Below are 26,739 nucleotides of genomic sequence, written 5' to 3' on the forward strand. Positions count from 1 at the left end.
CGGAACAGGGCTTCCTGCCACTCATCCAGATCAGCCAGGCGGTCCTGGGCGTGCTGGCCATGACCAGCGAGTACGCGGTCGCCATGATCCGCACCAGCCTCATCACAGTTTCGCACCGCAGGCCGCCCTCGCCGCCTATCCACCGCTGCCCTTGCCATCGGCCACCACCTGCTTCAGGAGAAGAGACGCATGATCCCCCCGAAAGACCGCCGCTCGGCCTTCTGTACAGCCGCAAACGGCTTCGAACACCGCACCCGTCCCGCCGCCTGCCAAGGAGCGGCGTCATGAGTGTCCTTGCCGCCGAATGGTTGAAAGTCCGCTCAGTCCGATCCACCTACGTGATCCTCGGCTTGAGCCTAGGGGCCATCCTCGTGGGCCTCGCGCTCGCGGTGATGGCCGCGGGGATGTACGACAGCGCGCCTGTGGACAAGCGCCCAGACGCGCGCATCGCGGATCTGGAGGAAGTCCTGGTGATCGTGCCTCAACTGTGCCTGGGCATCCTGGGCGCGTTGGCCGTGACCTCCGAGTACGCGACGGGGCTCATCAGAACGAGCCTCGCGATCGTCCCTCGACGTTGGCCGGTTCTCGGTGCCAAAGCGGCCACCGTCGGCGCAGTGGGCCTGATCATCGGTCCGATCGCTGTCTTCGGCACTTACGCCGTGTCCCGAGCGGTGCTTGGCGATCGGTTCTCCGGTGCGTACGCCGACCCGTTCATGGACAGGATGCCTATTCTGGCCGCTCTCAGCCTCACGGTTCCGGTGTTCGCACTGCTCGGGCTCGGTCTGGGTGCTCTGCTCCGCTCCACCGCCGGATCGATCGCGGTCATCGTCGGGCTCGTCTATGTGATCCCGATGATCATCGGCAACATCCCCGAGCCGTGGAGTGAAAGGCTCGGCTCGGTCATGATCGGCGCTCTCCCACGGCAGATCACCGGCGACGGCAATGCCTCCTCGGTGTTCGGCTCTCTCCTGTCACCCGCGACCGCCACCACAGTCCTGCTCGCCTATGCGGCCCTGCCCCTCCTCGCCGCCACTTGGGCGATTCGCCGAAGGGACGTCTGACCTGGTCCGGGCGACCCTTTGCAACACATCGAAGCGGGCGTCTGAGGTGGCGTCGAAGGGAGGTCTGCGTGCATCCGCCATCCTCGCGGCCGTGCCCGCTTCCCAGCGACATGCCCCGGGAAGCCAGGCCGTGCCGCCGTGCGTTGCCGGCTGCGGGCGCGGAGCTGTCCTCCCTATGCGAGACGGCGCATCGCCGCGTTCGGGGGGTTTGGCGCGGCCTTCAGCGTCTCCTCGGATTGCTGTGGACGGCTTGCGCCTGGCGGACACCACCGTTCGGAACCAACCAGACCCCTGATCAAGTGAACGTTTCGCAGTCTCTCCGTCAGCCGCGGTCACAGTGGCGTCGCCACAGGGTTCGGCGAAGGACTTGTCGATCGCGAGAGCATGAGCGACGGAGGAGGATTCAGCATGACGCTGAGGTTCTGCCGACGCTCTCGTACCGGGATGAAAACTCATCACTGGTCACGAACAGCAGCGCGATGGCATTGCCCGTTGAAAGCAGTACCGCGCCGTCGGCCCCAGGCAGCAGAACTGCGCTGCCCACCGCAGGTGATGGAGCCTCAGGTACGGTCGCCTGCGGCGCCTGCACAGGCGTGACCAGCTGCGGCAGAGCCACTGTGTCGTCCGCCGGCCTCGACGACACACCTCCACCGCGACTGGACGGCGGCGAGGACCTCTCCTCGATACGGCAAGAGCGAGCGACGTCAGTACGACAGAGGCGAATGTCGTCAGTGCGACAGATGCAAGTGGCCTCAGTGCAGCGGACGAGAGTGACGTCAGTGTGGCGAAGGCGAGAGGCGTCGGTACGGCAGACGAGAGTGACGTCTGCCGTACCGCCAGGATGGTCAGACTTCGACCACCACAGGAATGATCATCGGTCGGCGCCGGTAGGTGTCGCTCACCCAGCGTCCCACCGTACGCCGGACCACGCGGCGGATCTCCTGCATGTCCACCACGCCGTCGGCGGCCTTGTCCTCGAGTGCCCGCTCGATCTGCGGGATGAACTCGTCGAACTGCGCAGGATCGATACCCGAGCCGCGAGCGTGGATCTCGGGGCCGGCGGTGAGTTTGCCGGTGGCCGAGTCCACGACCACGACCACGGAGATGAATCCCTCGTCGCCGAGAATCCTGCGGTCCTTGAGCGAGGTGTCGGTGATCTCTCCCACGGAGGTGCCGTCCACGTACACGTAGCCGGCATGCACCGCGCCGGTGATCCTCGCCCTGCCGTCGACCAGGTCGACCACGACCCCGTCCTCGGCGATCACGATGTGGTCGTCGGGGACGCCGGTGAGGGCGGCCAGCTTGGCGTGAGCGCGCAGGTGGCGCCACTCCCCGTGCACGGGCATGAAGTTCGAGGGGCGGGTCAGGTTCAGCACGTACAGGAGCTCGCCGGCGGCCGCATGGCCGGAGACGTGCACCTTCGCGTTGCCCTTATGGATGACCCGGGCGCCCCACCTGGTCAGCCCGTTGATCACCTTGTTGACCGCCGTCTCGTTCCCGGGCACCAGCGACGAGGCCAGCAGCACGGTGTCACCTTGGGCGATACGGATCGGGTGATCGCGATTGGCCATCCGCGACAAAGCCGCCATGGGCTCGCCCTGCGAACCGGTGCAGATGAGCACCACGTCCTCCGGCGGCCACTCCTCGATGTCCCGGGAGTCGACGATCAGCTCCGGTGGCACCTTGAGGTAGCCGAGGTCGCGGGCCACGCCCATGTTGCGCACCATCGACCGGCCGACCAGGGCGACCTTGCGGCCGTGCTTGGCGGCGGCGTCCATGACCTGCTGGATGCGGTGCACGTGGGAAGCGAAGCTGGCGACGATGACCCGTTGCTCGGAGGTGCGGATCACCTCGTCGATGACCGGAGCGATCTCTCGCTCACTCGTGACGAATCCGGGCACCTCGGCATTGGTGGAGTCGGACATCAGCAGGTCGACGCCCTCGCTGCCGAGCCTGGCGAAGCCACCGAGGTCGGTGAGCCGGCCGTCGCTCGGCAACTGGTCCATACGGAAGTCACCGGTGTGCAGGACGATGCCGGCCGGCGTCCTGATCGCCACCGCCAGTGCGTCCGGGATCGAATGGTTGACCGCGAGGAACTCGCAGTCGAAAGGCCCGAAGACGTGCCGTTCGCCTTCGACGACCTCCAGTTTGTTCGGCTGGATCCGGTGCTCGCTGAGTTTGGCCTCGATCAGGGCCAAAGTGAGCTTGGAACCGATCAGAGGGATGTTGCGTCGTTCACGCAACAGGTACGGCACCGCCCCGATGTGGTCCTCGTGGGCGTGTGTCAGCACCATGGCCTCGATGTCGTCGAGGCGGTCCCTGATGTACTCGAAGTCGGGCAGGATGAGGTCGACACCCGGCTGGTCGGGTTCGGGGAACAAGACCCCGCAGTCGACGATCAGCAGGCGGCGGTCGTATTCGAATACGGCCATGTTTCTGCCGATCTCTCCCAGCCCGCCGAGCGCGACGATGCGCAGGCCGCCTTCAGGCAGCGTCGGCGGGGGGCCAAGCTCAGGATGCGGATGGCTCATGCATGGCCCCCACTATCAAATGGTCTGTACAAAACTGCCAGTTCCTCCCCGTTCCTATACGTCTGTCAACTTCACCCCGCCGGCCACCAGGCAAGCACGCAGCTCGGCGATTTGCTGTTCTGTGGCGTCCACGAGCGGCAGCCGCACCGGGCCCACCGGCACGCCGACCATGCTCAGTGCCGCCTTTGCCATGATCGCGCCACCCGCGCGCAGCATGATGCCGTCCACCACGGGCGCGACCTGGGTGTGAACGGCCAGCGCGCCGGTGATGTCACCGCTCTTGTGCAGGTGGATCATTCGTGCCAGCTCGGCACCCACCACGTGTCCCACCACGCTGACGAACCCGGCCGCGCCGAGCGAGAGCCAGGCGAGATTGAGCAGGTCGTCGCCGGAGTAGAAGGCGAGATCGGTCGCCGTCATCACCTGGCTGGCCGCGAACAGGTCGCCCTTGGCGTCCTTCACGGCCACGATGCGCTCGTGTTGCGCGAGCCGGATGAGTGTTTCTGTCTTGATCGGCACACCACTGCGGCCCGGGATGTCATAGAGCATCACGGGAAGGTCGGTCGCGTCGGCGACGGCGGTGAAGTGCCGGTAGAGCCCTTCCTGCGGAGGCTTGCTGTAGTACGGCGTCACCACGAGCAGCCCGTGCGCACCGGCGCGGGCTGCCTGTTTGGCAAGCTCGACGCTGTGGCGGGTGTCGTTCGTGCCCGCTCCCGCCACCACGGCCGCGCGGTCGCCGACCGCGTCGAGGACGGCGCTGACGATGCGCTGCTTCTCCTCGTCCGAGGTGGTGGGGGATTCCCCGGTCGTCCCGTTGACGATCAAACCGTCGTTGCGCTGCTCGTCCACCAGGTAGGTGGCAAGCCGACGCACAGCACCGTAATCGACTTCGCCGTCCGCGGTGAACGGCGTGACCATGGCGGTCAGCATGCGGCCGAAGGGCGCATCGGTGGTTCCAGTTGGCGATGCCATAGTGCGAACGCTACCTGGATTCGGAAATCCATTGGACGCCGCCACCCCGCTTTGCCTGCCTGGAACCGCTTTTTGCCCACTTTCGCGGGCATTTCAGCGGGCCCTCCCCCGAGGCTCGGCTCACAAACCACCTGGATCAGGCAATCCGCTCATGACAACGTACCAACCGGGTTATACCAACGGGTCGGTCCAGAGATCCCCGAAGCGCCGGTCGTCGGCCGCCTTGCCATGGAGGCGCGCCGCCGGCGCGGCGCGCCTATCTGGGCGGGCTGCACCGCGCGAGCCGCGCCGGGCCCCGCTGCGCCGCGGCCGGGCTGGGCTGGACTGGGCCGGGTCCAGCTGGGCGGGGCCAGGTGGGGCTGCACCGCGCCGGGACTGGGCGGGGCCGCGCTGCGCTGCGCCGCGGTTGGGCAGGGCTGGGCCGCGCTGGCCGGGCCGGGCGGTGACGTTGGTTTTGGTTTCGTGTGCGTTCCAGTGCAGGCCCGTTCCCGTACCCCTTCGATCATCCCCGGCAAGAGAGCCTGTCTCACGGCCCGGGCATCTCCGACCTGTGAATGGGTCCTGCAGGCAGCCGTCGGCATCAGTCGCCAGTTCGCCCGATGGGGGAGGAAATGGACCAGCCTCGCGAGACTCCTCGGCGATCGGCTCAGCTCCACCTTCCGGCCTGCCCCGAAGATCCCGAAGGCTGCCTTGGATGGTGTCCCCGATCCCGGCTTGCCCCTCGTCCGGCTTGCACCGCCCATACAGATGGGCGTCCGACCCGGACAGTCTCTCCTCGGCATCAGAGTCACCAAGAAGGCGTTACCCGGGCCGACCGTCACTGTCCCTGGCTTCACGGAGAGTCATATGGGTGCAGTTGGAGCAAATGGTGACAAATCGGTCGCCTTGGGCAAGGTTCCTCTCGGCCACGAGTCGAGTCCAGCGCTTGCCTCCTGCATACGGAGAGGGAGGACATGCCCGACCAGATCATTACCGCGAACTATTCGGCACGCACGGCCGCCAAGCCGGTCGTTGAGCAAGTCATCGCCGCATCCCACGAGGTCACAGCAGGCCACGCTGGTCAGCCCAACAGGGGGCAATGGAAGAGGCCGCCGATATGTGCTCGGGGGTACACACATCGACGACCTCTACCGGAGAATCGGGGGCCCTTACGACTGCGTTACAGAGTTTCTCCGATAATTTTCCGCCATCGCAAAGTTGGGGCTCCAGCAGCCTTCGATGACGGTCGGTTACCTGCCGAATACGGCAACATGGGGCATCGCCTCACACGAACCCCCCAGGGATGGACTAGTGGCCACCTCAGATCCGGTCTACCTGCGTGTCGTCGAAGACATTCGGCGACAGATCACCGACGGCACCCTTCCCCCCGGTGCGCCCATTCCGTCACGGGCGCAGCTGACCCGCAAATACGGGGTGGGCGAGACTGCCGCTCGCCATGCGCTGCGTGTGCTCGCGAGCGAGGGTCTCATCATCGGCCGCGTCGGCTCTGGCCATTACGTCAGGGAACGCCCCGTTCTGACCCCTCTCCACCGTTGGCGTTACCTCGATCATCCGGCCCCGATAGCGGCCGATCTGCAGTCTCAGGGCAGACGCGTGACCTGGGACTGGCACAGCGAACCGGCCGAGGCAGGGCCCGAGATCGCCCGCCGCCTCCGCATCAGGGAGACCACGACGCTGACCAAGACGCACTATGTCTTCCGCGGCGATGGAAGACCGCTCCAGATCGCCACCTCGTACGAACCGATGGACTTCGCACCGCATACCGAGGAGGAGCGGCGCAGCCTGTTCGCGAGGCTGTACGCACACGGCATCAAGGTCACCGAGGTCGTCGAGAGCGTCAGCACCCGCGTTCCCCGCCCAGCCGAAAGCGACGCACTCGACCTGTCGGCGGGGGTGCACGTGCTGCATGTGGAGCGTACGCATTGGGCGGGCGATCGTCCCGTTGAGACGAGCGACATCGTCATTCCCGGTGACCGGTTCCGGGTGACGTACAGCATGCCCGCTTAGGAGCTGCTCAGCCGACCCGGAAAGGCTCCGGGCGAGCCCCACCATTTCCTCGCCCGGAGCCTCCCACCATCCATACTCCGCATCAGTACGGTGAAGCCCAAGGCGAGCAAGACAGACATCACCCCCACCGCGCCCATTCATCGCCTGTGATGCCGCAGTGTCGAGGGACCCTCTTCGCCGGCGAGTGTCGGCGGCGTGGCACACCTGAACGTCTCATCTTTCCGCTGCAGACGCTTGAACAACACGCTGGCGGGATGCGCGGAGGCCGGGTGATCATGCCTCCGGGAGAGCGGCAAGCCACGGGATTGAAGCTGGCTGCGGTCACACCCTCCGCCCGCATCCAGAACGGGAAGAGGTCTGTCTTGTCCGGCCGCTTCGAGTTGCATGACCTGATCGAGGCGGACGGTCGGACGGCAAGCGCCTGATCGCGAGAAACCCAGGCAGGCGTTGAGACAGCAGCTAGGCTTCCGGTTGAGGCATCGGCTCTTGGTCGACTGCCGTCTCGTCGCGAGCCCTCACCCATGCGCGACCGTCCTGCGCCCGTCCATCGTGACCAGCGCCGTTTGGGATGAGAGAGCTTGCTGCTACACAACGCTCTGGTCGCTCTGATCCGAGCACACGACTTCGAGCTCCTCGCCGTAGACGAGATCGCCCTTAACCATGGACAGTTGGGCGCCTCGCAGGATATGGCGATAAATGCTTCCTTCCCAAAAGGCGCAGTGGCAGCGATCAGCCATATCTTGAGAGCATGCACCATTCTAAGGTGATTACACCGGAACAAGCAGTGCGTACTCTTTGCGAAGCTGGCTGATCTTTGGCCGCTTACGACCCAGCGGGCCGACATCTCTCCTGGTAGGCGATCTGTCGTATCCGACACATGCTGGTACTCCTATTGATGGGGCACAAATTGCACCAGACGGAGAAATCATCCGAACTCGTAGCAGCAGAAGCGGGCCGGGAATTGTCGGCCGTCGTTGATAGAACAGTCGCGGAGGTTGCCGATGCGTCTCAAAGACTTGTCCAAGCAAGACCGGCCCCGCGAACGCCTTATGTCCAGAGGTGCGAACGCCCTGGCAGACCGGGAGCTGCTCGCCGTGCTCCTCGGCTCCGGCTTCCGTGGCTCCAGCGCCCTGGATCTGGCCACACAAGTCATCGATCACTGTGGAGACCTGGACAGGCTGGGTCGTTCCGACCCGCATCGGCTCCTCACCGTACCGGGCATCGGCCCCGCCAAGGCGGCGAGAGTCGCGGCCGCCTTCCACCTCGCCCGGCGGGCCGAGGCCGAGCCCGAGCGCGAACGCATCACCAGCACCACCGAGCTGGCCGGCCATTGTGCCCCTCTCCTCCGCGGACACACACAGGAACGCCTGGTCATGGTCGTGTGTGACACGGGCGGACGGGTGCTGAAACGGTCAGTCGTCACCGAAGGCGGCGCCGATCACACGGCGATGCCGGTTCGCGAGGTGATCACCGAGGTGCTCACCACCGGCGGCGCGATGTTCGGCCTCGCACATAACCATCCAAGCGGTTCCCTGGACCCGAGCAGCGCCGATCTGGAGGCGACCGCCCGCCTCGTCGAGGCTGCCGAAACAGTCGGATTGCGGCTGCTCGACCACCTGATCATCACGGACACCGCTTGGCGGCGAATCCCCACGTAAATGCCGTCCACTCGCCCACGGAACGCCAAAGGGAATCATCTTGTGTATAGCGTCGAACAGCCGTTGTCCAAGCTCGGCCCATGAGAATCTAATGCCGCGGGTAGGCCGTTATGGACGTCAGCCGGCCAGTGCTCGTCGTGGGTGTGGTCCTCCGCCTCCTGGGGCGAGGGTCGTATCCATGCTTCCGCGCCGATCCCAGGCGAAGCGTTCTCGGTCGCGTCGATGGTTTTCTGACCGGGGCGTTCCGCCTGGGGTTGCGGTGCGAAGGCGCGCAGCGCGTGAAGGATGGTCGACTTCACGTGCGCCCGGCAGAGGTGCCCGTATTCCGGGTCCGCGGCTTCGGCTTGGAATACGGGCCCTCTGCCAACACCTATCGGTCAATGCCGGCAACAAAGAAAACAGTACGACCCCGGCCTCCGAGAGGGCGAAATCCATCTCGGCTACGTCGATCCTCACAGTCAGGACGGCCCGATACCGTCGGACCGGCACTGGGTGGAGTCTCGTGGCGGCTTGCTCTTCGATGACGTTCCGTGAGGGGAAGACGTGATCGTGAGTAGCGTCGACGAAGCTCCGCCGAGCATTGGGGTGGGCCAGGTATGTTTCCAGGCGGTCCCCAGCACTGCGGCTGAGCCGAGCCTCGCGGTCATGGGCACGGCCGACGGCAGGTGCGGTGCAGAGGGAACACCTGCCGTGTACGGGACAGGTGAGCGCAGTTCACCTGTCCGCTCAACGGGCGCGGTTGTACCCGCGGCCGTGGAACACGACATCGTGAGCACCTTGATATCCCTGAATACGGATGTCGTGTCAGACCCGGCTCGGCGGCGGCAGGGGAGCCGGGAAGCGGGGATTTCGTTCAAGACGACCCAGAAGTTCAATCAGGCAGGAACGTGGGTCGTTCGGGAAGCCCGGGTTCTTCACGGGCATAGTGGTTCACAGGGTACAGGGTGCGCACATGGGCGTCCCGAACGGCGGGGGTCATTTCGGTTCGGGCGTAGATAGTGCCGGCGCAAGATGCCGAGGCGGCGCAAGAGGTCGAGGCAAAGGTCGACGCATAGATTTCGGTACAGAGGTTCTCGGGACAAAAGGCTTTCGGTGCACAAGGCGTCAGTCGATACACAATGATCTGGTGTCGGGGCCGGGGCAATGAACTTTGGTGCGGGGAAAACTAGGTGATTCTGCCCTGCAGGAGTCTTATCCAGATCGTCGTTGCGGCGGCAGGTCTGAATCGAGGGCACTCATCGATCAGGGCACTTCCGTTGCCTCTGCGCGTCCTGCGGATGAAGAAGAGGCCGCCGGCTTGGCAGAGCTCGTAGGAGACGAGCTGACAGGTACATGTGTAGTCGCGCACGCGCACACGTTCCATGGGGGGACGAAGGGGCACCCACTGCAGAGAGCCGTGGCCGGGGTGAGGGCGCGGGACATGAGCGGCGAGACAAGTGACCCGCGGTGCGAGGGCGAGCTCGGTCATGAGCTAATGCTACGTCTAGTTGTATCTGCTCATGGATACGGTAAGAAGCTTCTGTCTAAACAGACAGCACGGTATGCCAGGTCTTGTACCTCTTCGCCTATGTTTCCTGTGTGCTCGACTACGACGGCGACACCCACATCTACCTTCAGATCGCCGACATCATCCGACGGCGTGTTGCCGGGCTCTCGTCCGGACATCCGGTGCCCAGCGAGGCCGACATCCAGCAGGAGTTCGGCGTGGCGAGGACCACGGCCAGGCGGGCGATTCACGTTCTGCGCGAAGAGGGGCTTGTCTATACCGTTCAGGGCGAAGGGGCATTCGTCGGCACACCCGACGAAGCTCCTCGCAAGAAGCGAAAAGTGCCGCTGTATCAGCAGATCGCCTCGGACATCGCGGAACAGATCAAGGCGGGTGAGTTCCGCCCACGGCGTCCCATCCCGGGCGAGGCCGCCTTGGTCGGCCAGTACGGTGTCGCGCGTGAGACGGTGCGACGGGCCATGGGGCTCCTGCGAGAGCAGGGCTGGATTTACACCGTTGCGCAGCGTGGCAGTTATGTCTCACCGAAAGAGTCGTGGCCCCAGGCTTGATCTCACTCAACTGCTTGTATCGAGACGTCTACGCTGGGAACGTGCTCGACCGTGACGGGCCTGTCCCGCTCTACATCCAGGTCGCCGAGATCATCGAGGAACAGATCGCCAGCGGTGAGTTGACGTACGGCGACGCCGTGCCGAGTGAGGCTGCCATGGAGGAGGAGTTCGAGATCGCGCGCACCACGGCACGCAACGTGGCGCGGGAACTTCGCAGGCGCCGGCTGGTCCACACCGTTCCAGGGGAGGGCACGTTCGTGGGGCCGCCCGGGGTGCCGTTGCGGAAGCGTTCGAGGGCCATCTACGTACGGATCGCGGACGAGATCGCGCTTCGGATTCGACGGGGTGAGCTGCGGCCCCATCGGGCCATTCCGAGCGAGGAGTCGTTGATGCGACGGCATGGGGTTGCCAAGGTCACCGCGCGTAAGGCTGTGGCGCGTTTGAGGGAGTGTGGCTGGGTGTTCACGGTGCCGCAGCACGGGACCTACGTTTCGGCTCGGGAAGAGTGGCCGGTCGAATAGTGCTGATCGTCTACCGCTGGTTCGTCGGTCCTGTTCGATGGCGCCGCAGGGGCGGCCGGCTTGACGACCGTTCATCAGGGCTGAGGCTCGCTCATCAGGGCTGGGGCTCGCTCGGCGGACGTCGTCGAGCGCGGACTGCGGGAGTGCCTGGCTGTCAGCTCTGTTCAACGGCCAGTTCGTCGGCGCGGGAAGGCATCATGCGGCGGGTTGGGTAGGGCCGCAGTCGGGCGCTCGGCTCTTCTCGACCGGATTTCGCTTGTCGAGGATCGGCTGCACTTCTGCGGGGCAGTGCGCTTCTCAGGGAGAGTGCGCTTCTCAGGGGAGAGTGCGGGCTGGCCTAGGAGGTTGTGGGGCGAGTTGAGGTTCGAGGGGCGCAGGGAGGGGCGGTAGACGCAGAGCGGGTCGGGGACGCAGAGACAGCGGGGCTCAGAGACAGCGGGGGACGCAAGGAGGGGCGGGGGTTCGTTCAGGCCGAGGTATAGGGCAGTCGCCAGTGCCAGCGCCGGTGGCGGTGACGGTGACGGTGTATGGGGCGGCGTTCGCTTCGACAGCGCGGTCGCTTCGGTGATGCGCTCCGCTGACACCCCGTATGCGCTGACCCCCACCCGTACTCGGTTCCGGCGGAGCGCCTGCTGCGGCGGGGTGCTCGTCTATGGGGTGTCGACGAGGTGGAAGCGTACGCAGACGACGATCGTGGTGTCATCGACTTCGAAGCCCTGCGACGCCCAGTAGTCGCGGTGAACCTCGCGCCAGTTCTCGATCGAGGTGAAGCCCTCGCCTTCCGCATGGGCGAAGTCCCAGGGGACCTCCGCGAACGGAACAAGGTTGACCCGGGTGACCTCCAGTTCGGCCGCCCGCTCCCCGGCGTCGGTCAGCAGGATCAGGCGTTCGCCGACGTGCTCGACCTCCTCGCCCTCGGCCTCGTAGTCCAGGGCGAGGAGGCCGGCCGTCGCGGTCTTGCGGCCGATCAGAGCCAGGTTGGTGAGCCGGGTACGCAGTTCGCCCGGAGTGCCGAGTTCGAGCGTCCGGAGCCCGTCGAATCGAGGCCACATGGGTAACACCGTACGGGACCGTACCGGTCAGAAGACCGGGATGATGTCCTCCGGGTCGAGGAAGTCGACCTCGACCCCTTCCAGGTCAAGTTCGGGAATGGCGGGAAAGGCGATGCCCCACCGCTCGACGATGGCGCGGACGTGGGCCATGGCGACGCGCCAGTTGTCCGCTTGCTCCTCGTACGACAGCACCCCCAGCCCCGCCTCCCTCGCGTAGTCCATGAGGACGCGGTGGTTGTGCAGGAAGTACGGCGGCAGCTCCCAGAAGCCCCCGGGCGGCTCCCAGAGGATCATGCTGAGGAAGACGAAGCCCGCCCGGAGCTGGCGCGTGATGAGGCTGCGCGTGTCGTCGGTGAGGCCGGGCCATTCGTTCTCCAGGATCGTCATGCAGATCTGGAGATGGCGGGACTCGTCGCGTCCGATGCGCTGGAACATCTCGCTGAAGACCGGGTGCTGCGTGCCCGACGACATGCCTCTGAACAGGGTCGAGGCGGCCATCTCGCCCATCATGAAGCTGGTGAACAGGACCGGCAGCGAGTACTTGCCGACGGCCGAGTTGTAGCCGTTCCAGTAGCGGCCGCCGTTGTGGTAGAGCCAGCCGATGTTGTTGTGGGCAGCGTGTTCCAGGTCGTCGGACGGGGTCCAGTCGAGGGGACCGCCGGGCCAGAGCTTGGCGATGGTGCGCTGGCAGCACTCCTCGTGGTTCATCTCGTCGCGGGTGATCGAGAAGAAGCACTTCCTGACGGGATCTTCCTCGTGCTTCTCGAAGGCGCTGATGGTGGCGCGGGCGAAGACGGCGGGCCCCGAGGCGTCGAAGTTGGCCAGGACGGCGAACCAGTACATGATCCCGAGGCGTTGCTCACGGGTGAAGTCCTCGGGCTTGAGCTGGTCCCAGGGCAGGTCGGCGGGGTTCCAGACCACGCGCTTGGACTTCTCGTAGATCGCGGCGAGTTTCTCCGTCTCGACGCGCCACTCCATGGGATAGATGTTGGGCTGCGGGATTTCCGGCGCGGGCCAGAAGCCGCCCTCCGGGATCGTGAGGTCCGCCATAATTTGTGACACCTCCTCCTCCAATCCTGCGCGGAGGCGTCACGGCTTTCAAGTACGGGCGCGCTGAGTGATGGCGACACAGACGAGTACGGCGAGCGCGGCGGCCACCGTCACCGGGCCGAACCGTTCGCCCATGAGGAACCACGCCCAGATCAGGGTGAGGAGCGGCTGCGTGAGCTGGGTCTGGCCGGCGCGGGCGATGCCGCCCTTGGCGAGGCCCGCGTACCAGGGGAAGAAACCGAGGAACATGGAGATGACCGCGACGTAGGCGAAACCGGCGAGCGCCCCGGGGGTGACGGTGACCGGCGTGAGCACGGTCAGCGCGGCCGTGACGGGGGCGGTGACGGGCAGGGACAGAACGAGGGCGTGGGAGATCACCTGCCAGCCGGGTGTGTCGCGGGCCAGCCGGCCGCCCTCGGTGTAGCCGATCGCGGCGGAGCCCAGCGCGGCCAGGAGGAGCAGGTCGGGCCAGGCCGCGGCTGCCGTACCTTCCTGCTGGAGGAGGGTGAAGGCGGTCACGGCGGCCGCGCCCGACAGGCAGGCCGCCCAGAACAGCGGACGCGGGCGTTCACCGGCGCGCAGTACGGCGCAGGCGGCGGTGGTGGCCGGGAGCAGCGCGGTGATCACGGCGGCATGGGACGTGCTGGAGCCCAGGGCCAGAGCCAGACCGCTGAAGACGGGGAAGCCGAAGACGACGCCGAGGGAGATCAGCGCGTACGGGCCCCAGAGGCGGCGCGGCGGGAGAAGGGGGCGGCGGGCGGCTCGCAGGCAGACGACGGCGAGCAGGCCGGCTACGGCGGCCCGGCCGATCGCCACCAGCCACGGGTTGAAGCCCTCCATGGCGTAGACGGTGCCGGGGAAGGAGCCGGAGAAGGCCAGCACGCCGAGAAAGGCGAGAAGGGTACCTCCGGTGCGGGCCCGACGAGCGTCCAAGGCCCGAGTGCCGAGGTCCTGATGAGGGTCCGGGTCTTGAGTGTCCAGGCTCTGAGGGTCCGGGCCCTGAGCGTCCAGGCCCTGAGCGTCCAGGCCCTGAGCGTCGGATCTCCGAACGCCGGGCCTTCCGGAGGCCTCGGCAGCGACGCGGGAGCCGCCTGAACCAGCGACCACCGACGCGGCCGACGCACCCCGCAGAACGGGCGCATCGGAGGAGACCGCTACTCCATCCTCAACAGTAGCGCTATCATCGTCTTTCATGACCAACGATAGCAGTATCGCCCATATCGCCGCGATACTGCGCGAAGAGGCCGCCCGCCTCGGCCCCGGTGCCCGCCTCCCCTCCAGCCGGGAGATCATGCGCACCCACAACGTCTCCCCCGTCACCGTCTCCCGCGCGATCGGCCAGCTGGCCGCCGAGGGCCGGGTGGTCACCAAACCGGGGAGCGGGGCCTTCGTCACCCACCCCCAGAAGCCGGCCGGCGGCCGGGAGTCGGCGGATCTCTCCTGGCAGACGGTCGCGCTCGGCGACCGCGTCGTGGACGAGGGTCCCGTCGCCGCGCTGCTGGCCGAGGCCCCCGACGGCGTGGTCCCGCTGACCGGCGGCTACCTGCCGCCCGGTCTGCGCCCCGACCGGCAGCTCGCGGCGGCCGCCGCGCGCGCCGTACGCCGTCCGGACGCGTGGGCCAAGCCGCCGCTCGCCGGTCTCGCCGAGCTGCGGCGCTGGTTCGCCGACCAGACGGGGGGCGATGTGACCGCGGCGGACGCGCTGGTCGTCAGCGGTGGCCAGGCCGCGCTCACGCACGCCTTCCGCGCGCTGGCGGCGCCGGGGACGCCGGTGCTGGTGGAGACGCCGACGTACCCAGGGGCGCTGGCCGCGGCGAAGGCGGCGGGGCTGCGGGCGACGGCCGTGCCCGTGGACGCGTCCGGCGTCCGTCCGGAGCTGCTGGCGGAGGCGTTCGCGGTGACCGGAGCCCGCGTCTTCTTCTGCCAGCCCACGCTGCACAACCCGACCGGCGCCATCCTCCCTCCCGAACGCCGCCGGCAGGTGCTGGAGGTGGCGCGGGCGGCGGGCGCGTTCGTGATCGAGGACGATTACGCCCATTACCTCACCGAGCAGCCCCCGCCGACACTGGCCGCGATGGACGAGCACGGCACGGTGGTCCATGTCCGGTCCCTGACGAAGATCCTCTCCCCCAGCATGCGGGTGGCCGCGGTGATCGCCCGGGGCCCGGCCGCGCATCGGCTGCGGGCCGGGCAGCTCGTGGAGTCGTTCTTCGTGGCCCGGCCGCTGCAGGAGACGGCGCTGGAGCTGGTGGGCTCGCCGGTCTGGCGGCGCCATCTGGCGGCCGTCCACGCCGAGCTGCGCGTACGCAGGGACGCTCTCGCCGCCGCGCTCGCCGCCCGCCTGCCGGAGGAGGCCGAGCTGCACCTGCTGCCCGCGGGCGGCATGCATCTGTGGCTGCGCCTGCCCGCCGGTCTGGACGAGGACGCCCTGGTGGAGGCCGCGCGGCGGCATGGTGTGCTGGTGAGCCCGGGGCGGATGTACTACCCGTCCGAGCCGCCGGGGCCGCGGCTCAGGGTGACGCATGCCGCCGCCGCCCACCTGGCGGAGCTGGACGAGGGGGTACGCCGCCTGGCCCGCGCGTTCCACGACCTCGCCCGCCCGGACGCATGACCCCGAGACCAAGCCCGGACGCATGACCCCAGGACCACGCCCGGACGTATGACCCCAGGACCTCGTACGGGGCGGAGGCGCGATCATGAGGTTCATGATCGGCCGCTAGAGTGGGGTCATGTCGTCCCCCGCGGAGCTCGTCCGAGACTTCGTGAACACCTACGACGTCGCAACCGACACCGACGAGCTGTCCTCCCCCGCCGAGCTGGCCGTCTGGCTGCGCGAGCGCGGCCTGACCGGCCCGCGCGAGCGCGCCACCGACGACGACCTGCACACCGCGCACGCCCTCCGCGAGGGCATGCGGGCGGCGCTGCGGCGCGAGCCGGCCACCCTGCCCGGCCTTCCGCTGCGGGTCAGGGTGGGGGCGAGTGGTGAGCCGGAGCTGGCGCCGGCCGGGGCGGGCGTCGCAGGCGGGCTGGCCGCGATCGCGGCCGCGACGCTCGGCGCCGCGTGGGACCGGCTGAAGGTGTGCGCGGAGGGAACGTGTCAGAGGGCGTTCATCGACTCGTCCAGAAACCGTTCCCGCTCGTGGTGTTCTATGCGTGTATGCGGCAACCGCACCAAGACACGGGCTTACCGGGCGAGGAAGCGGGGTTCGCGTCGTCTCCAAGCCTCAAACACCGATACGGTGTAACTCGTGCCTTGTGGCATGAACGGCAGGCGAAGGAGCGGGCCGAGATGGCAGACGTAGGCGTCCGGGCGGCCCGGCGCGAGGATGTGCTTCAGGTTGCGAATTGTCAGATTCGTGCCTGGCGCTACGGCTACCGGGACTTCCTCCCGGAAGGGCCGCTTGAGCAGATGACGGGCCCCGCGGCCGAGAAGATGTGGCTGCGCCAGTGGGACGAGGCGATCGTCGCCCCGCCCAGCCCCATGCACCGGGTGCTGGTCGCGGTGGAGACCATCCTCGACACCGAGGGCTTCCCCGCCCTGGGCGCGGGCGGCAGTGCCGCGCTCGTCACGCCGCGCGGCGGCGAGCGCGTGGTCGGCCTGGCCTCGCACGCCCCCGCCGAGGACCCCGACCTCGATCCCAGCGTCGTGGCCGAGATGCTGACGCTGCTGGTCGACCCCGACTTCGTCCGTCGCGGGCACGGCAGCCGGCTGCTCAACGCCACCGTCGACTACCTGCGCGAGGACGGCTTCCGGCAGATCGTCACCTGGGTGTTCGCCGACAACTACGCGGTGCTCGGCTTCCTGGAGTCGGCCGGCTGGGGCGAGGACATGGCGGAGCGCGTGCTCGACATGGGCCGTCCCATCCGCATGGTGAGGCTCACCACGGACATCAGTTAGGCAGAGGACGAGGCAGAGGACATGGCAACACCCGGCCAATGGATCGCCGGCGCCCGCCCCCGCACGCTCCCCAACGCCGTCGTCCCCGTCATGGTGGGCACCGGCGTGGCGATCGGTGAGGGCGGCTTCGTGTGGTGGCGAGCCGTGCTGGCGCTGCTGGTGGCGCTCGCTTTGCAGATCGGCGTCAACTACGCCAACGACTACAGCGACGGCATCCGCGGCACCGACGACCAGCGGGTCGGCCCGATGCGGCTCGTGGGCTCGCGCGCGGCCACCCCGCGCCAGGTGCTGACGGCCGCGCTGAGCTGCTTCGCCGTCGCCGCGGTGCTGGGGCTGGCGCTGGTCGTGGTCACGCGGGCCTGGTGGATCCTGCTGGTGGGCGCGGCCTGCATCGCCGCCGCCTGGTTCTACACCGGCGGCAAACGCCCGTACGGCTATCGCGGGCTGGGCGAGCTGGCCGTGTTCGTGTTCTTCGGCGTGGTGCCGGTGGTGGGCACGACGTACGTGCAGACCGAGTCGCTGAGCTGGGCGGCGCTGCTCGCGTCGATCCCGGTGGGCCTGCTGTCGTGCTCGATGCTCGTCGTCAACAACCTGCGCGACGTGGGCACCGACGGGCAGTCGGGCAAGCGTACGCTGGCGGTCGTGCTGGGCGCGCAGCGCACGCGGGCCCTGTACGTGGCCTGCCAGGTGCTGCCGTTCGTGGTGGCGCTGGCGATGGTGGCGGTCACGCCGTGGGCGGCGCTGGCGCTGCTGGCGGCCCCGCTGGCGGTGACGCCGATCCGGACCGTGCTGGGCAGGGCCGTCGGGCCCGCGCTGATCGCGGTGCTGCAGCAGACGGGCAAGCTGCAGATGGCGTACGGGTTGCTGTTCGCGGTGGGTCTCGCCCTGGTCTTCTGAGGCCGGCGTTCTAGGCTGGGCAGATGAAGGACTTCATCGCCGGGCTGCCCAAGTGCGAGCTCCATCTGCACATCGAAGGAACTCTGGAGCCGGAGCTCAAGTTCGAGCTGGCCGCCCGCAACGGGCTCGCACTGCCGTACGCGTCGGCCGAGGAGATGCGCGGGGCCTACTCCTTCGACAGCCTGCCGTCCTTCCTCACCGTCTACTACGAGGGCATGCGGGTGCTGCGCACCGAGCCCGACTTCTACGACCTGGCCATGGCCTACCTCCGCAAGGCCGCCGCGCAGAACGTCCGCTACGCGGAGATCTTCTTCGATCCGCAGGCGCACACCGGGCGCGGGGTGCCGTTCGACGTGGTGATCCGGGGGCTGCGGCGGGCGCTGATGGACGCCGAGGCGCAGCTCGGGGTGCGGGCGCAGCTCATCATGTGCTTCCTGCGCGACTTCCAGGCCGAGTACGCGATGGCGACGCTGCTGGAGTCGCTGCCGTACAAGGAGTGGATCGCCGGCATCGGCCTGGACTCCGACGAGAAGGGCAACCCGCCGGCGAAGTTCGCCGAGGTCTACGCCCGCGCCCGCGCGGAGGGCTACCTGCTGACCATGCACTGCGACGTCGACCAGGACGACGCGGTCGAGCACATCCGCCAGGCGATCGAGGACATCGGCGTCGACCGGATCGACCACGGCGTCAACATCCTGGAGGACCAGCGGCTGGTGGAGCTGGTGCTGGCGCGGGGCATGGGGCTCACCTGCTGCCCGATCTCCAACGGCTTCGTCACCGACTCGATGAAGGCCGAGGGCATCCGCAAACTGATGGACCTGGGCGTGCGGGTGACGGTCAACTCCGACGACCCGGCGTACTTCGACGGCTACGTACAGGAGAACCTGATCGCGCTGCAGGAGGCGCTGCAGCTCAGCGAGGAGGAGCTGGCGGGGCTGGAGCGCAACGCGTTCGAGGTGACCTGGCTCCCCCGTCCGGTCAAGGACGCCTACCTCGCGGAAGTGGACGCCTATCTCGCCTCCCGGGCCCGCTGAGGGGTGGCGTAAGGCCCGTACCGCAGGGCAGTCTTATCGTTGCGGACGGTCCGGACAACCGAGGGCGAGGGATCTTCGTTGAACCGGCCTAGTGTCCCCATGGACATCGAGGAGTTCGAACGGGCGCTCGGCGACTGCCTCTCCATCGCCACCCGCGCCATGCCCGATTCCCCCATGATGAGCATCGCGCTGCGTGCCGAGGGCGGGCTGCGTACGGTCGCCTGCACCGACGCGCGCGCCGAGCTGCTCGACGAGCTGCAGTCGGTCACCGGTCAGGGGCCCTGCGTGGACGCGCTCGACACGGGCGAGCCCGTCACCTCGGCCGACCTGGCGGCCGACCCCCGATGGTCGCGGTTCACCGCCGAGGCCGGGCTGCGGAGCCTGCACGCCGAGCCGCTGAAGTCCGAGGGTCTGCTGCTGGGCGTCCTGACGCTCTACTCGGGCGAGCGTGGCGGCTTCGCGGAGGCGACGCGGGTGACGGCGCGGGTGACGGCCGGGCACATCGGCGTGCTGTTCCGTACCGCTCTCGGCGCGGCCCGGCTGAAGGAGGTGGCCGCGCAGCTCAAGGAGGCGCTCAACACGCGGGCGGTGATCGACCAGGCGCTCGGCATCGTGATGGCGCAGCGCCGCTGCACCTCGCAGCAGGCGTTCGAGGTGCTGCGGCACGTCTCCCAGGACCGCAACGTCAAGGTCTACCAGGTGGCGGCGGGCATCGTACGGAAGGTGACCGGGGAGGCGCCGCAACGCCCGCGTTTCGAGGATCCGCCGCCGCGGGTGCGTCCCCGGACGCGGTGAACACCTTTCGCCCCAGAAATCCACGATATTTATCGACTTTTCCGGAAATTGCGCCATAACCCGGAACACATTCTTCTCTTGACGTCGTGAATCTTGACTAAGCCGCAAAGTGGGTAAAGATAGAGCGGGGTGCATCACGACGCTAAGAGGTAGCCGTTGTCACTCAGCCCTGAGCCGGAACTCTCGCACGCCACAGGGTTCCCGGACCTCCTCGACGTCGACGCGTTATTGGCCGGAGGCTGGCGCCCGCTCGCCTTCCAGCAGTTCATCCTGAAGGTCCACAGCCGCTGCGACCTGGCCTGCCGCCACTGCTACGTGTACGAGATGGCCGACCAGAGCTGGCGCGAGCAGCCGCGCAGGATGTCCGACGCGATCGCCGACCGCGCGATCGAGCGCATCGCCGAGCACGCCGCCGCGCACGACCTCGGCGAGATCGACGTCATCCTGCACGGCGGCGAGCCGCTGCTGGCCGGCCCCGAGCTCATCGCCCGGATCGTACGAGGGGTGCGCGGCGCGGTGCCCACGGGCACCCGGGTCAACGCCCACATCCAGACGAACGGCGTACGGTTGCACGACGACTACCTGCGCCTGTTCGAGTCGCTGGAGATCCGGATCGGGGTCAGCCTGGACGGCGACGCGGATGGCCAGGACCGCCACCGCCGTTTCGCCGACGGGCGCGGCAGCCACGCCCTGGTCAGCGAGTCGCTGCGGCGGCTGAGCGAGGGGCCTTACCACCATCTGTTCAGCGGCCTCCTCTGCACCGTGGACGTGCGCAACGACCCGATCCGCACCTACGAGGCGCTGCTGGAGTTCGACCCGCCGGCGGTCGACTTCCTGCTGCCGCACGGCAACTGGGCGGAGCCGCCGCCGTTCCGCGAGCCGGGCTCCCCCGCCACCCCCTACGCCGACTGGCTGATCCAGATCTTCGACCGTTGGTACGACAGCCCGGTGCTGCAGACCGACGTCCGCCTGTTCAGGGAGATCATGCGGCTGCTGATGGGCGGCCACTCGCGCGCGGAGAACGTGGGCCTGTCCCCCGTACGCATGGTCGTCATCGAGACCGACGGCGGCATCGAGCAGTCCGACAGCCTCAAGAGCGCCTTCCACGGCGCCGCCAGAACCCCGCTGCACGTGCTGCGCGATCCCCTGGACCACGCCCTGCTGCAGCCCGCCATCGCCGCCCGCCAGATCGGCGAGCTGGCGCTGTCGTCCACCTGCCGCCGCTGCGACCTCGTCTCGGTCTGCGGCGGCGGCCAGTACGCCCACCGCTACAGCCCGCGCACCGGCTTCGCCGAGCCGTCGGTCTACTGCCCCGACCTCTACCGGCTGATCAGCCACATCGGGGCGCGCTGCGGACGCGACGTGGCCCGGCTGAGAGCAGGGCGATGAGGCCCGTCAGGCACCGGTTGTCCGCCGCCGCGTTCGCCGAGCTGGCCACGGGCGGCGGCGGCGCGGCCGCCCTGGCCGAGCTGCGCGCCGCCCAGACGAGCAAGCACCGTCTCCTCGTACGCCTGGCCGCCGAGGAGTCCGGCACCGCCGCCCGCGCCTACGAGGCGCTGGCCGAGCTGGAGGCGGGCGCGCCCGGCGAGGTGAGCGGCTGCCTGCGCCATCCCGCGGTGGGCGCGTGGGCGCTGCGGGCCTGCCGTGGCCAGGCCGACCCCGGCCGGCTGGCGGCGGTCGCGCTGGCCGCGGCCGTGCGGGCAGGCGCGGCGTGCCGGCTGGAGGTCCCGGCGCCCGGCGGCCGGCTCGTGCTGCCCTCCCTCGGCCTGCTGACCCTGCCGCCCGGCAGCCCAGAACGGGTCGTGGCGGCCGTCGAGCCGGCGGACGGCGGCGCGCGCATCCACGCCGGAGGGCGCGCCTTCCTGGTGAGTCCCGGCCACGACGGGCGGGGCTGGCAGGCCCTGCACCGGATGTCGTTCGGCCCGGACACCACCATGACCGTGGACGACCTCGACCCCCATCGGTGGCGGGGCGACGACGTGGCCGGTCGCCTGCCCCCGGCGCGGCGGCGGCGCTGGAGCACCTGCCTCGGCCAGGCGTGGGAGATCCTGCGGGCGCGCCACGCGACGGTGGCCGAGGAGGTCGGCGCGGCCGTCTCGGTGCTCACGCCGATCCTCGGCACCGCCGTGGAGCAGCGCAGTGCCTCCGCGCGCGACCTCTTCGGCGCGATCGCCCTGTCCGACCCCGTGGACGGGATCGGCATGGCGCTCACCCTGGCGCACGAGCTCCAGCACATCAAGCTGTACGCGCTGACCGACCTCGTCACGCTCACCCTGCCGGACGACGGGCGCCGCTTCTACGCCCCCTGGCGGCCCGATCCGCGCCCGCTGCACGGACTGCTGCACGGCGCGTACGCGCACACCGCCGTCGCGGCCTTCTGGCGGCGGCACCTCGCCGACCCTGAGCACGGGGCGAGGGCCGAGGTGGAGTTCGCCCGCTGGCGCGAGGCTTCCACCCAGGTCACGGCGACGCTGCTGGACAGCGGCGGCCTGACCGAGGAAGGGACGCGTTTCGTCGGCACGCTGCGCGACACGCTCGCCGGCCTGGACGGCGAGCCGGTGAGCGCGGGCGCGGCGGAGCGGGCCCGCGCGATGGCCGAGGCGCACCGGCGGTCCCACGGCCCCGGGTGAGGCGGATCAGATGGGCGGCGGGTCGAAGTCGCAGTTGAGCCGCTCGCCCGCGAGCAGCCCCAGCGCGTCGGGATGCTCGCGCCCCATGGTCAGCTCGAAGCGCTGCGTCGTCTCGGCGAGCAGCCGTTTGGACTCCTCGCTCGCGCCGGCCGCCTCCAGGTCGAGGCAGAGGTTGGCGGCGCAGATGAGGCTGAGGTAGTGGTCGGCGGAGAAGCCGGCCTGGATGACCCGCAGGTTCTCCTCGCCGAGGGCGCGCGCGTCCTCGTGCCTGCCGAGGGCGGCGAGGTCGTTCTGCAGGTTGATGGCGCAGCTCACGGTGTAGTCGTGGTCGCGGCCGACGCGGGCGGTGAGCCCGGCCAGCATCCGCTCGTCCAGCGCGAGGGCCGCCTCGGGGTCACCCGTGAGGCGAAGGAGCAGGGCGTGGTTGATCCGCGCCGCGTGGGTGAACGGGTGCTCGCCGCCGAAGACCACCGGGTAGAGCCGCAGGGCCCGCTCGGTGAGCTCCAGCGCCTCGTCCAGCTCTCCGATGGCGCGCAGCACGTTGGCCAGGCCGAGGGCGGAGGCCATGGTGTAAGCCTGCTCCTCACCGAACAGGCGGCGCGAGCGGATGTAGGTGTCCCTCATGAGCTGCAGGGCCTCTGGCAGCCTGCCCACGCGGCGCAGGCAGATCGCCAGGTCCTTGGCCGCGATCAATGTGCTCGGGTGGTCCTCGCCCAGGCTCGCCACGCCGTAGGAGTAGGCCTCTTCGGCCAGGTCGGTGGCCACCTCGAACTGGCCGCCCAGCCGGACGGCCCGGCTGAGGTTGGTCCAGGTGAGCAGCAGCACGCGACGGCCCACGCCCTCCATGCTGCTCTGCTTGAGATAGACGTCCTGCAGCAACTGGCTGGCCCGGTCGTAGTCGCTGGTCAGGGTGTAGTCGAGAGCCAGGCTGTGGCGAGCGCGCAGGGTCTGCGGGTCGGTGTCGCCGTAGAGGCGCTCGTAGGTTTCGGACGCCTCCGCGTCCAGCTTCTGCGCCTCGGAGAACTCGCCCCGGCCGCGGAGGGCTCCGGCATAGCCGGTCTTGGCCCACAGCGCCTCTGGGTGGTCGGGGCCGAGGGAGTCGCTCATGCGGGCGAAGGTCTCGGAGATGAGCTCGACGGCCTTGGTGTACTGGGTGAGCTGCAGGTAGACGTTGGACAGGTGGACGCGGGCGACCAGCACGTCCTTGTGGTCGGTGCCGTCCACCTGGGACCACTTCGCGATGTACTCGTTGATCAGCGACTGCGCCTGGCGGTAGCTGCCGCGCATGTAGAGGTAACGCACCAGGTTGAGGGCGAACCTCCGGACGGTCGGCACCGTGCAGTCGATCAGTCCGGACGGCTCCAGGTGCGCGGCCAGCTCCTCGTAGCGGGGCCAGTTGGCCGTGTCGTCGGGATCGGCGGGAGCGGTGCCCGACAGCAGCAGGTGGACCTCGTGGCGCAGCTCGGCGCGGTCCTTCTCCGGGGTCTCGTCGCGCAGCAGGGCCTGGTTGAGCCGGTGGACCTGGAGAGTGCGGACGGACGGCTCCACCTTGACCAGAGCCAGCCGCTCCAGCTGACTCAGCGCGTTGGTGAGCGTGATCGGGTCGGAGAGGATCGGCCCGAGGCGTGAGCCGACCGAGCGATTGCCCCGGCGGAAGACGTCACGCGGAATGGGCTCGGGACCGAAGAACGCGCAGCAGCGCAGCACCTCGACGGCCGCGGGAAGGGTCTTCTGCAACTGCTCGACGGACAGGCGCCACGCCGCCGTCATGGAGGTCGGGTAGGTGGGTGACTTCTCCAGCTCCAGCAGCCTGCTGGTCTGCTCCTGCAGCAGCTCCAGGTAGTCCTCCACCGGCATCAGGGTGCGGACCAGCAGGGCCGCGGCCTGTTCGAGCGCGATCGGCAGGTCTCCGAGCTGCTCGGCGATGCGGTCGGCCTCGTCGAGGCGGACCGTTTCGCTCAGCCGCCTGCGGAGGAAGGCCACGCTCTCCTCGCGCCTGAACACGTCCACCTGGATGGTCGGCTCGTGGTCGCTCCAGCGCGAGTTGCGCGAGGTGATGATGACGTGGCCGGGGCCTCTCGGGATGAACTCCTTGACGTATTCGGGCTCCTCGGCGTTGTCGAAGATCACCAGCCAGCCGCGGTACGGCGACCCGCTCTCCAGCGCGCGGATGACCTCCTGGGCGGTCTTCTCCACGCCGGTGCTGCTCGCGGGGGGCAGGCCGAGCTTCGGCGCCATCTCCGCCAGCGTCGAGGGCACCAGCAGGGGCTGGTCGGCGGAGACCCAGAGGACCAGGTCGTAGTGGGCGCGGTATTGCCAGGCGTACTCGATGGCCAGCTGCGTCTTGCCGACGCCGCCGAGGCCCTGGAGCGCCCGCGGCTGCGCGACGACCGCGGTCACGGTGTTGATGCTTTTTCTCAATGCCGTGAGGAGGTCCTTGCGGCCGGTGAAGTTCGGGTTGCGATTGGGCACGCGCTCCCAGACCTGGGAGCTCTGCGGCGGCAGGAAATTCTCCGTCACGTCGGTCCTCCGCTTCATATCCGAAGAGGTGAGGCAACCGTAGAGCTCCATACTAGAGGTTGATTAGCGCACCGCGCTGTCACAGAATGCTAAATAGCCACAATGCAGAACGCGCCCGCACACGGGTTCATATGCGGGCGACCGAAACGGATGGGGTGCGCATGCGTGACGGGCATCAGAAGCAGGGCACGTTGATCGATGTCAGCGCTCTTTCCTTGGCGGACATGCTGTCGGTGGAAAGCGCGGCGCTCCGTGCGGCGATGACGTCCTGCCTCGACGAGGGGGGAGACGTCGCGGCCTTCACCAACTCCCTCGCGGGGCTGTCCGCCGGACGCCACGAACGATGACGGCACGCGAGAATTTCACAACGCGCCTTTCCTGATGAATGGCCGGAAACTCACCTTTCGACACTGGGTGAGGGCACGAGGTCCCGGGACAGGCGGCGCGCCCCCCGCATCCTCAGCAGCCCCGGCAGTTCGGGCCTCGGCAGATCGGGCGGCAGCAGCGGGGTCAGCCGCGCGCCTATGGGCGGCCAGCCGCTCAGCGCCGCCGCGGCCACCATGAGCACGCACAGCACCGCCGAGCCGCCCTGCACGTCGCCCCAGGCCACCATGAAGCCGCCCAGGGGCGCGGCGAAGCAGAACCCGCCGTACGAGGAAAGGCGCGACACCCCGACCACCCGGGCCAGCGTCGCCGGATCGACCTTGTGGACCTCCACCGACCTGATCGCCACGTTGCTGAGCGCGCCGCCGATGCCCGTGGCCACCAAGGCCAGGGCGAAGAAGTAGGACGGCAGGCTCACGTACGTGCCGAACGCCGCCAGCACGAGCGCGAACGCCCAGATCCACAGGTGCAGCCGCAGCACGCCGCGCAAGGGCGGCAGGACGAACGACAGGGCCGAGCCCAGCACGCCTCCCACCCCTCCCGCCGCGAGCACGATCCCAACCTTGAGCGAGGACATGCCTCCTGACCCCGCCACGTAGATCATGATCAGGGTGTTGACCATGAGGTTGGTGAAGGTGGTCACCACGATCGAACCGCCCAGGAACGGCAGCTTGGTCAGCTCGCGGAAGCCCTCGGCCAGGTCACGCAGCCGTGACGGCCGGTTGGGGTGCCGGCCCGTGTCGCGCCCCCATCCGAAGAACAAGGCGTAGGAGATCGCGAAGAGGACCGAGTTGACCACGAAGGGAACGAACCGGCCGACCCCGAAGAGATAGCCGCCGAGCGGCCGGCCGGCCAGCGAGGCGAAGTGGCTCGCGGCCTCGCTCTTGGCGAGCGCGCTGTGCATCCTGGCCGGCTGCACCATCGCGGGCAGCAGGGCCGACTCCGCCAGGGTGTAGAGCACCCAGAGGCTGCCCTCGACCGCCGCGGCCAGCAGGAGATGCGCGAGCGACGGCCCGCCGAACATCATGGCGACCAGCACGGAGGCCACGCTGAGCATGCGACCGGCCTCCACGCACAGGATCACCCGGCGGGGCGAGAACCGGTCGACCAGAAAGCCGCCGGGCACGTAGAAGAGCAGGATGGGGAGGGTGAGCGCGAACCCGGCCCAGCCTGCGGCGGCGGGTGAGGACGTCTGCACCAGGGCGAGAAGCGGATAGGCGACACCGAGCGTGCGCATGCCGACTGTCGAAATGGCCGAACCAGCCCAAATCGGGGCAATGCTAGCCTTAATCGGCATTTTTGCCGCTTTGTGCCGCGGGTGGTCAGCCGTCTCGTCCACGCCCCCTGCCTTTTCGAACCCGACCTTTCGGTCATAAGCGGTCGAGCATGACACAAGCCGCCTCTTACGTGGGGGATTGGACTACTTACCAGGTATTTACCAGCCGCGACCCGTTGCAGTATAGGGGACAACACCCTGGCATACGCATCCGGCACTCTTTCTGGTCCGTCACTATACCGTCGTCGGCGTGGCATTTATGCCGCCATGATCAACAGAACGGCCAAGAATGACCAAACAGCCTCGACAGTACCTCCTGAGCCCGATCGGATGATCTTGTGACCGCTAAGAGCGTTAAGTACCCGAAATACACCTTTAATGCCTTGAGTCGTGATTTT

At 68.4% G+C, this 26,739-nt stretch carries 21 protein-coding genes; 14 read left to right on the plus strand and 7 right to left on the minus strand.

The features are described 5' to 3' along the window. Positions 1-284 precede the first annotated feature (284 nt). Complete coding sequence (locus SMD20_RS19900) at positions 285-1,061, plus strand: ABC transporter permease (protein WP_329583187.1); 777 nt, start codon at positions 285-287, stop codon at positions 1,059-1,061. Positions 1,062-1,906: 845 nt separating this feature from the next. Here SMD20_RS19900 and SMD20_RS19905 read toward each other — a convergent pair. Both SMD20_RS19905 and dapA read right to left on the minus strand, forming a co-directional pair. After that, on the minus strand, positions 1,907-3,592 hold the full coding sequence (locus tag SMD20_RS19905) for a ribonuclease J (protein WP_329583190.1): 1,686 nt from the start codon (positions 3,590-3,592) through the stop codon (positions 1,907-1,909). 54 nt (positions 3,593-3,646) lie between these two features. Further along, positions 3,647-4,564, minus strand: coding sequence for a 4-hydroxy-tetrahydrodipicolinate synthase (dapA, locus tag SMD20_RS19910; protein ID WP_329583192.1), 918 nt, complete (start codon positions 4,562-4,564; stop codon positions 3,647-3,649). Positions 4,565-5,782: 1,218 nt separating this feature from the next. Between dapA and SMD20_RS19915 the strand changes: the two genes are divergently transcribed. The 4 genes from SMD20_RS19915 (at position 5,783) to SMD20_RS19930 (ending at position 10,805) form a co-directional block, all read left to right on the plus strand. Further along, positions 5,783-6,571, plus strand: coding sequence for a GntR family transcriptional regulator (locus SMD20_RS19915; RefSeq protein ID WP_329583195.1), 789 nt, complete (start codon positions 5,783-5,785; stop codon positions 6,569-6,571). Positions 6,572-7,572: 1,001 nt separating this feature from the next. Further along, positions 7,573-8,229: a RadC family protein gene (gene radC / locus SMD20_RS19920; RefSeq protein WP_329583197.1), complete on the plus strand. Its 657-nt coding sequence runs from the start codon at positions 7,573-7,575 to the stop codon at positions 8,227-8,229. 1,578 nt (positions 8,230-9,807) lie between these two features. Then, positions 9,808-10,284 (plus strand): GntR family transcriptional regulator, encoded by a 477-nt coding sequence (locus tag SMD20_RS19925; protein ID WP_329583200.1) that lies wholly within the window; start codon positions 9,808-9,810, stop codon positions 10,282-10,284. Between the two features lie 41 nt (positions 10,285-10,325). Further along, a complete protein-coding gene (locus SMD20_RS19930; protein WP_329583203.1) occupies positions 10,326-10,805 on the plus strand; it encodes a winged helix-turn-helix domain-containing protein in 480 nt (159 codons plus the stop codon). A gap of 650 nt (positions 10,806-11,455) precedes the next feature. Here SMD20_RS19930 and SMD20_RS19935 read toward each other — a convergent pair. From SMD20_RS19935 to SMD20_RS19945, 3 genes are read right to left on the minus strand one after another with little or no spacing between them, the layout of a single operon-like run. Beyond that, positions 11,456-11,857, minus strand: coding sequence for an ASCH domain-containing protein (locus SMD20_RS19935; RefSeq protein ID WP_329583205.1), 402 nt, complete (start codon positions 11,855-11,857; stop codon positions 11,456-11,458). A gap of 27 nt (positions 11,858-11,884) precedes the next feature. Next, a complete protein-coding gene (locus SMD20_RS19940) occupies positions 11,885-12,907 on the minus strand; it encodes a hypothetical protein (RefSeq protein WP_329583207.1) in 1,023 nt (340 codons plus the stop codon). A 48-nt stretch (positions 12,908-12,955) separates the two neighbouring features. Beyond that, positions 12,956-13,840: a DMT family transporter gene (locus tag SMD20_RS19945; RefSeq protein WP_329583210.1), complete on the minus strand. Its 885-nt coding sequence runs from the start codon at positions 13,838-13,840 to the stop codon at positions 12,956-12,958. Positions 13,841-14,099: 259 nt separating this feature from the next. Here SMD20_RS19945 and SMD20_RS19950 point away from each other — a divergent pair, with 259 nt between their 5' ends. The 8 genes from SMD20_RS19950 to SMD20_RS19985 all read left to right on the plus strand — a co-directional run bounded on the left by SMD20_RS19950 (position 14,100) and on the right by SMD20_RS19985 (position 22,161). Beyond that, positions 14,100-15,518 carry an aminotransferase-like domain-containing protein gene (locus SMD20_RS19950; protein ID WP_329583213.1) on the plus strand — a complete coding sequence of 473 codons (1,419 nt, stop codon included), beginning with the start codon at positions 14,100-14,102 and terminating at the stop codon, positions 15,516-15,518. A 118-nt stretch (positions 15,519-15,636) separates the two neighbouring features. Then, complete coding sequence (locus tag SMD20_RS19955) at positions 15,637-16,152, plus strand: CGNR zinc finger domain-containing protein (RefSeq protein WP_329583216.1); 516 nt, start codon at positions 15,637-15,639, stop codon at positions 16,150-16,152. 164 nt (positions 16,153-16,316) lie between these two features. After that, the gene (locus SMD20_RS19960; RefSeq protein ID WP_084774786.1) at positions 16,317-16,805 is read left to right on the plus strand and encodes a GNAT family N-acetyltransferase; all 489 of its coding nucleotides are present in this window, start codon (positions 16,317-16,319) and stop codon (positions 16,803-16,805) included. Positions 16,806-16,826: 21 nt separating this feature from the next. Next, positions 16,827-17,702, plus strand: coding sequence for a 1,4-dihydroxy-2-naphthoate polyprenyltransferase (locus tag SMD20_RS19965; protein ID WP_329583220.1), 876 nt, complete (start codon positions 16,827-16,829; stop codon positions 17,700-17,702). A 23-nt stretch (positions 17,703-17,725) separates the two neighbouring features. Continuing rightward, complete coding sequence (locus SMD20_RS19970; protein ID WP_329583222.1) at positions 17,726-18,736, plus strand: adenosine deaminase; 1,011 nt, start codon at positions 17,726-17,728, stop codon at positions 18,734-18,736. A gap of 99 nt (positions 18,737-18,835) precedes the next feature. After that, entirely contained in the window at positions 18,836-19,531 is a 696-nt protein-coding gene (locus SMD20_RS19975; protein ID WP_329583225.1) for a GAF and ANTAR domain-containing protein, read from the plus strand. 156 nt (positions 19,532-19,687) lie between these two features. Continuing rightward, entirely contained in the window at positions 19,688-20,920 is a 1,233-nt protein-coding gene (locus SMD20_RS19980) for an FxsB family cyclophane-forming radical SAM/SPASM peptide maturase (protein ID WP_329583228.1), read from the plus strand. Further along, complete coding sequence (locus SMD20_RS19985; RefSeq protein ID WP_329583230.1) at positions 20,917-22,161, plus strand: HEXXH motif domain-containing protein; 1,245 nt, start codon at positions 20,917-20,919, stop codon at positions 22,159-22,161. The genes SMD20_RS19980 and SMD20_RS19985 overlap by 4 nt, the downstream gene beginning before the upstream one ends. Positions 22,162-22,167: 6 nt before the next feature. On the opposite strand, the gene fxsT is transcribed toward SMD20_RS19985, so the two are convergent. Then, positions 22,168-24,681, minus strand: coding sequence for an FxSxx-COOH system tetratricopeptide repeat protein (gene fxsT, locus SMD20_RS19990; protein ID WP_329583232.1), 2,514 nt, complete (start codon positions 24,679-24,681; stop codon positions 22,168-22,170). Positions 24,682-24,812: 131 nt separating this feature from the next. Between fxsT and fxsA the strand changes: the two genes are divergently transcribed. After that, complete coding sequence (gene fxsA / locus SMD20_RS19995; RefSeq protein ID WP_329583234.1) at positions 24,813-25,028, plus strand: FxSxx-COOH cyclophane-containing RiPP peptide; 216 nt, start codon at positions 24,813-24,815, stop codon at positions 25,026-25,028. Between the two features lie 50 nt (positions 25,029-25,078). Here fxsA and SMD20_RS20000 read toward each other — a convergent pair whose 3' ends face one another. Then, positions 25,079-26,362 carry an MFS transporter gene (locus SMD20_RS20000; RefSeq protein WP_329583237.1) on the minus strand — a complete coding sequence of 428 codons (1,284 nt, stop codon included), beginning with the start codon at positions 26,360-26,362 and terminating at the stop codon, positions 25,079-25,081. Positions 26,363-26,739: the final 377 nt, after the last annotated feature.

It is taken from the genome of Nonomuraea sp. LP-02 (genome assembly GCF_036289125.1).
GTDB classification, from domain to species: domain Bacteria; phylum Actinomycetota; class Actinomycetes; order Streptosporangiales; family Streptosporangiaceae; genus Nonomuraea; species Nonomuraea bangladeshensis.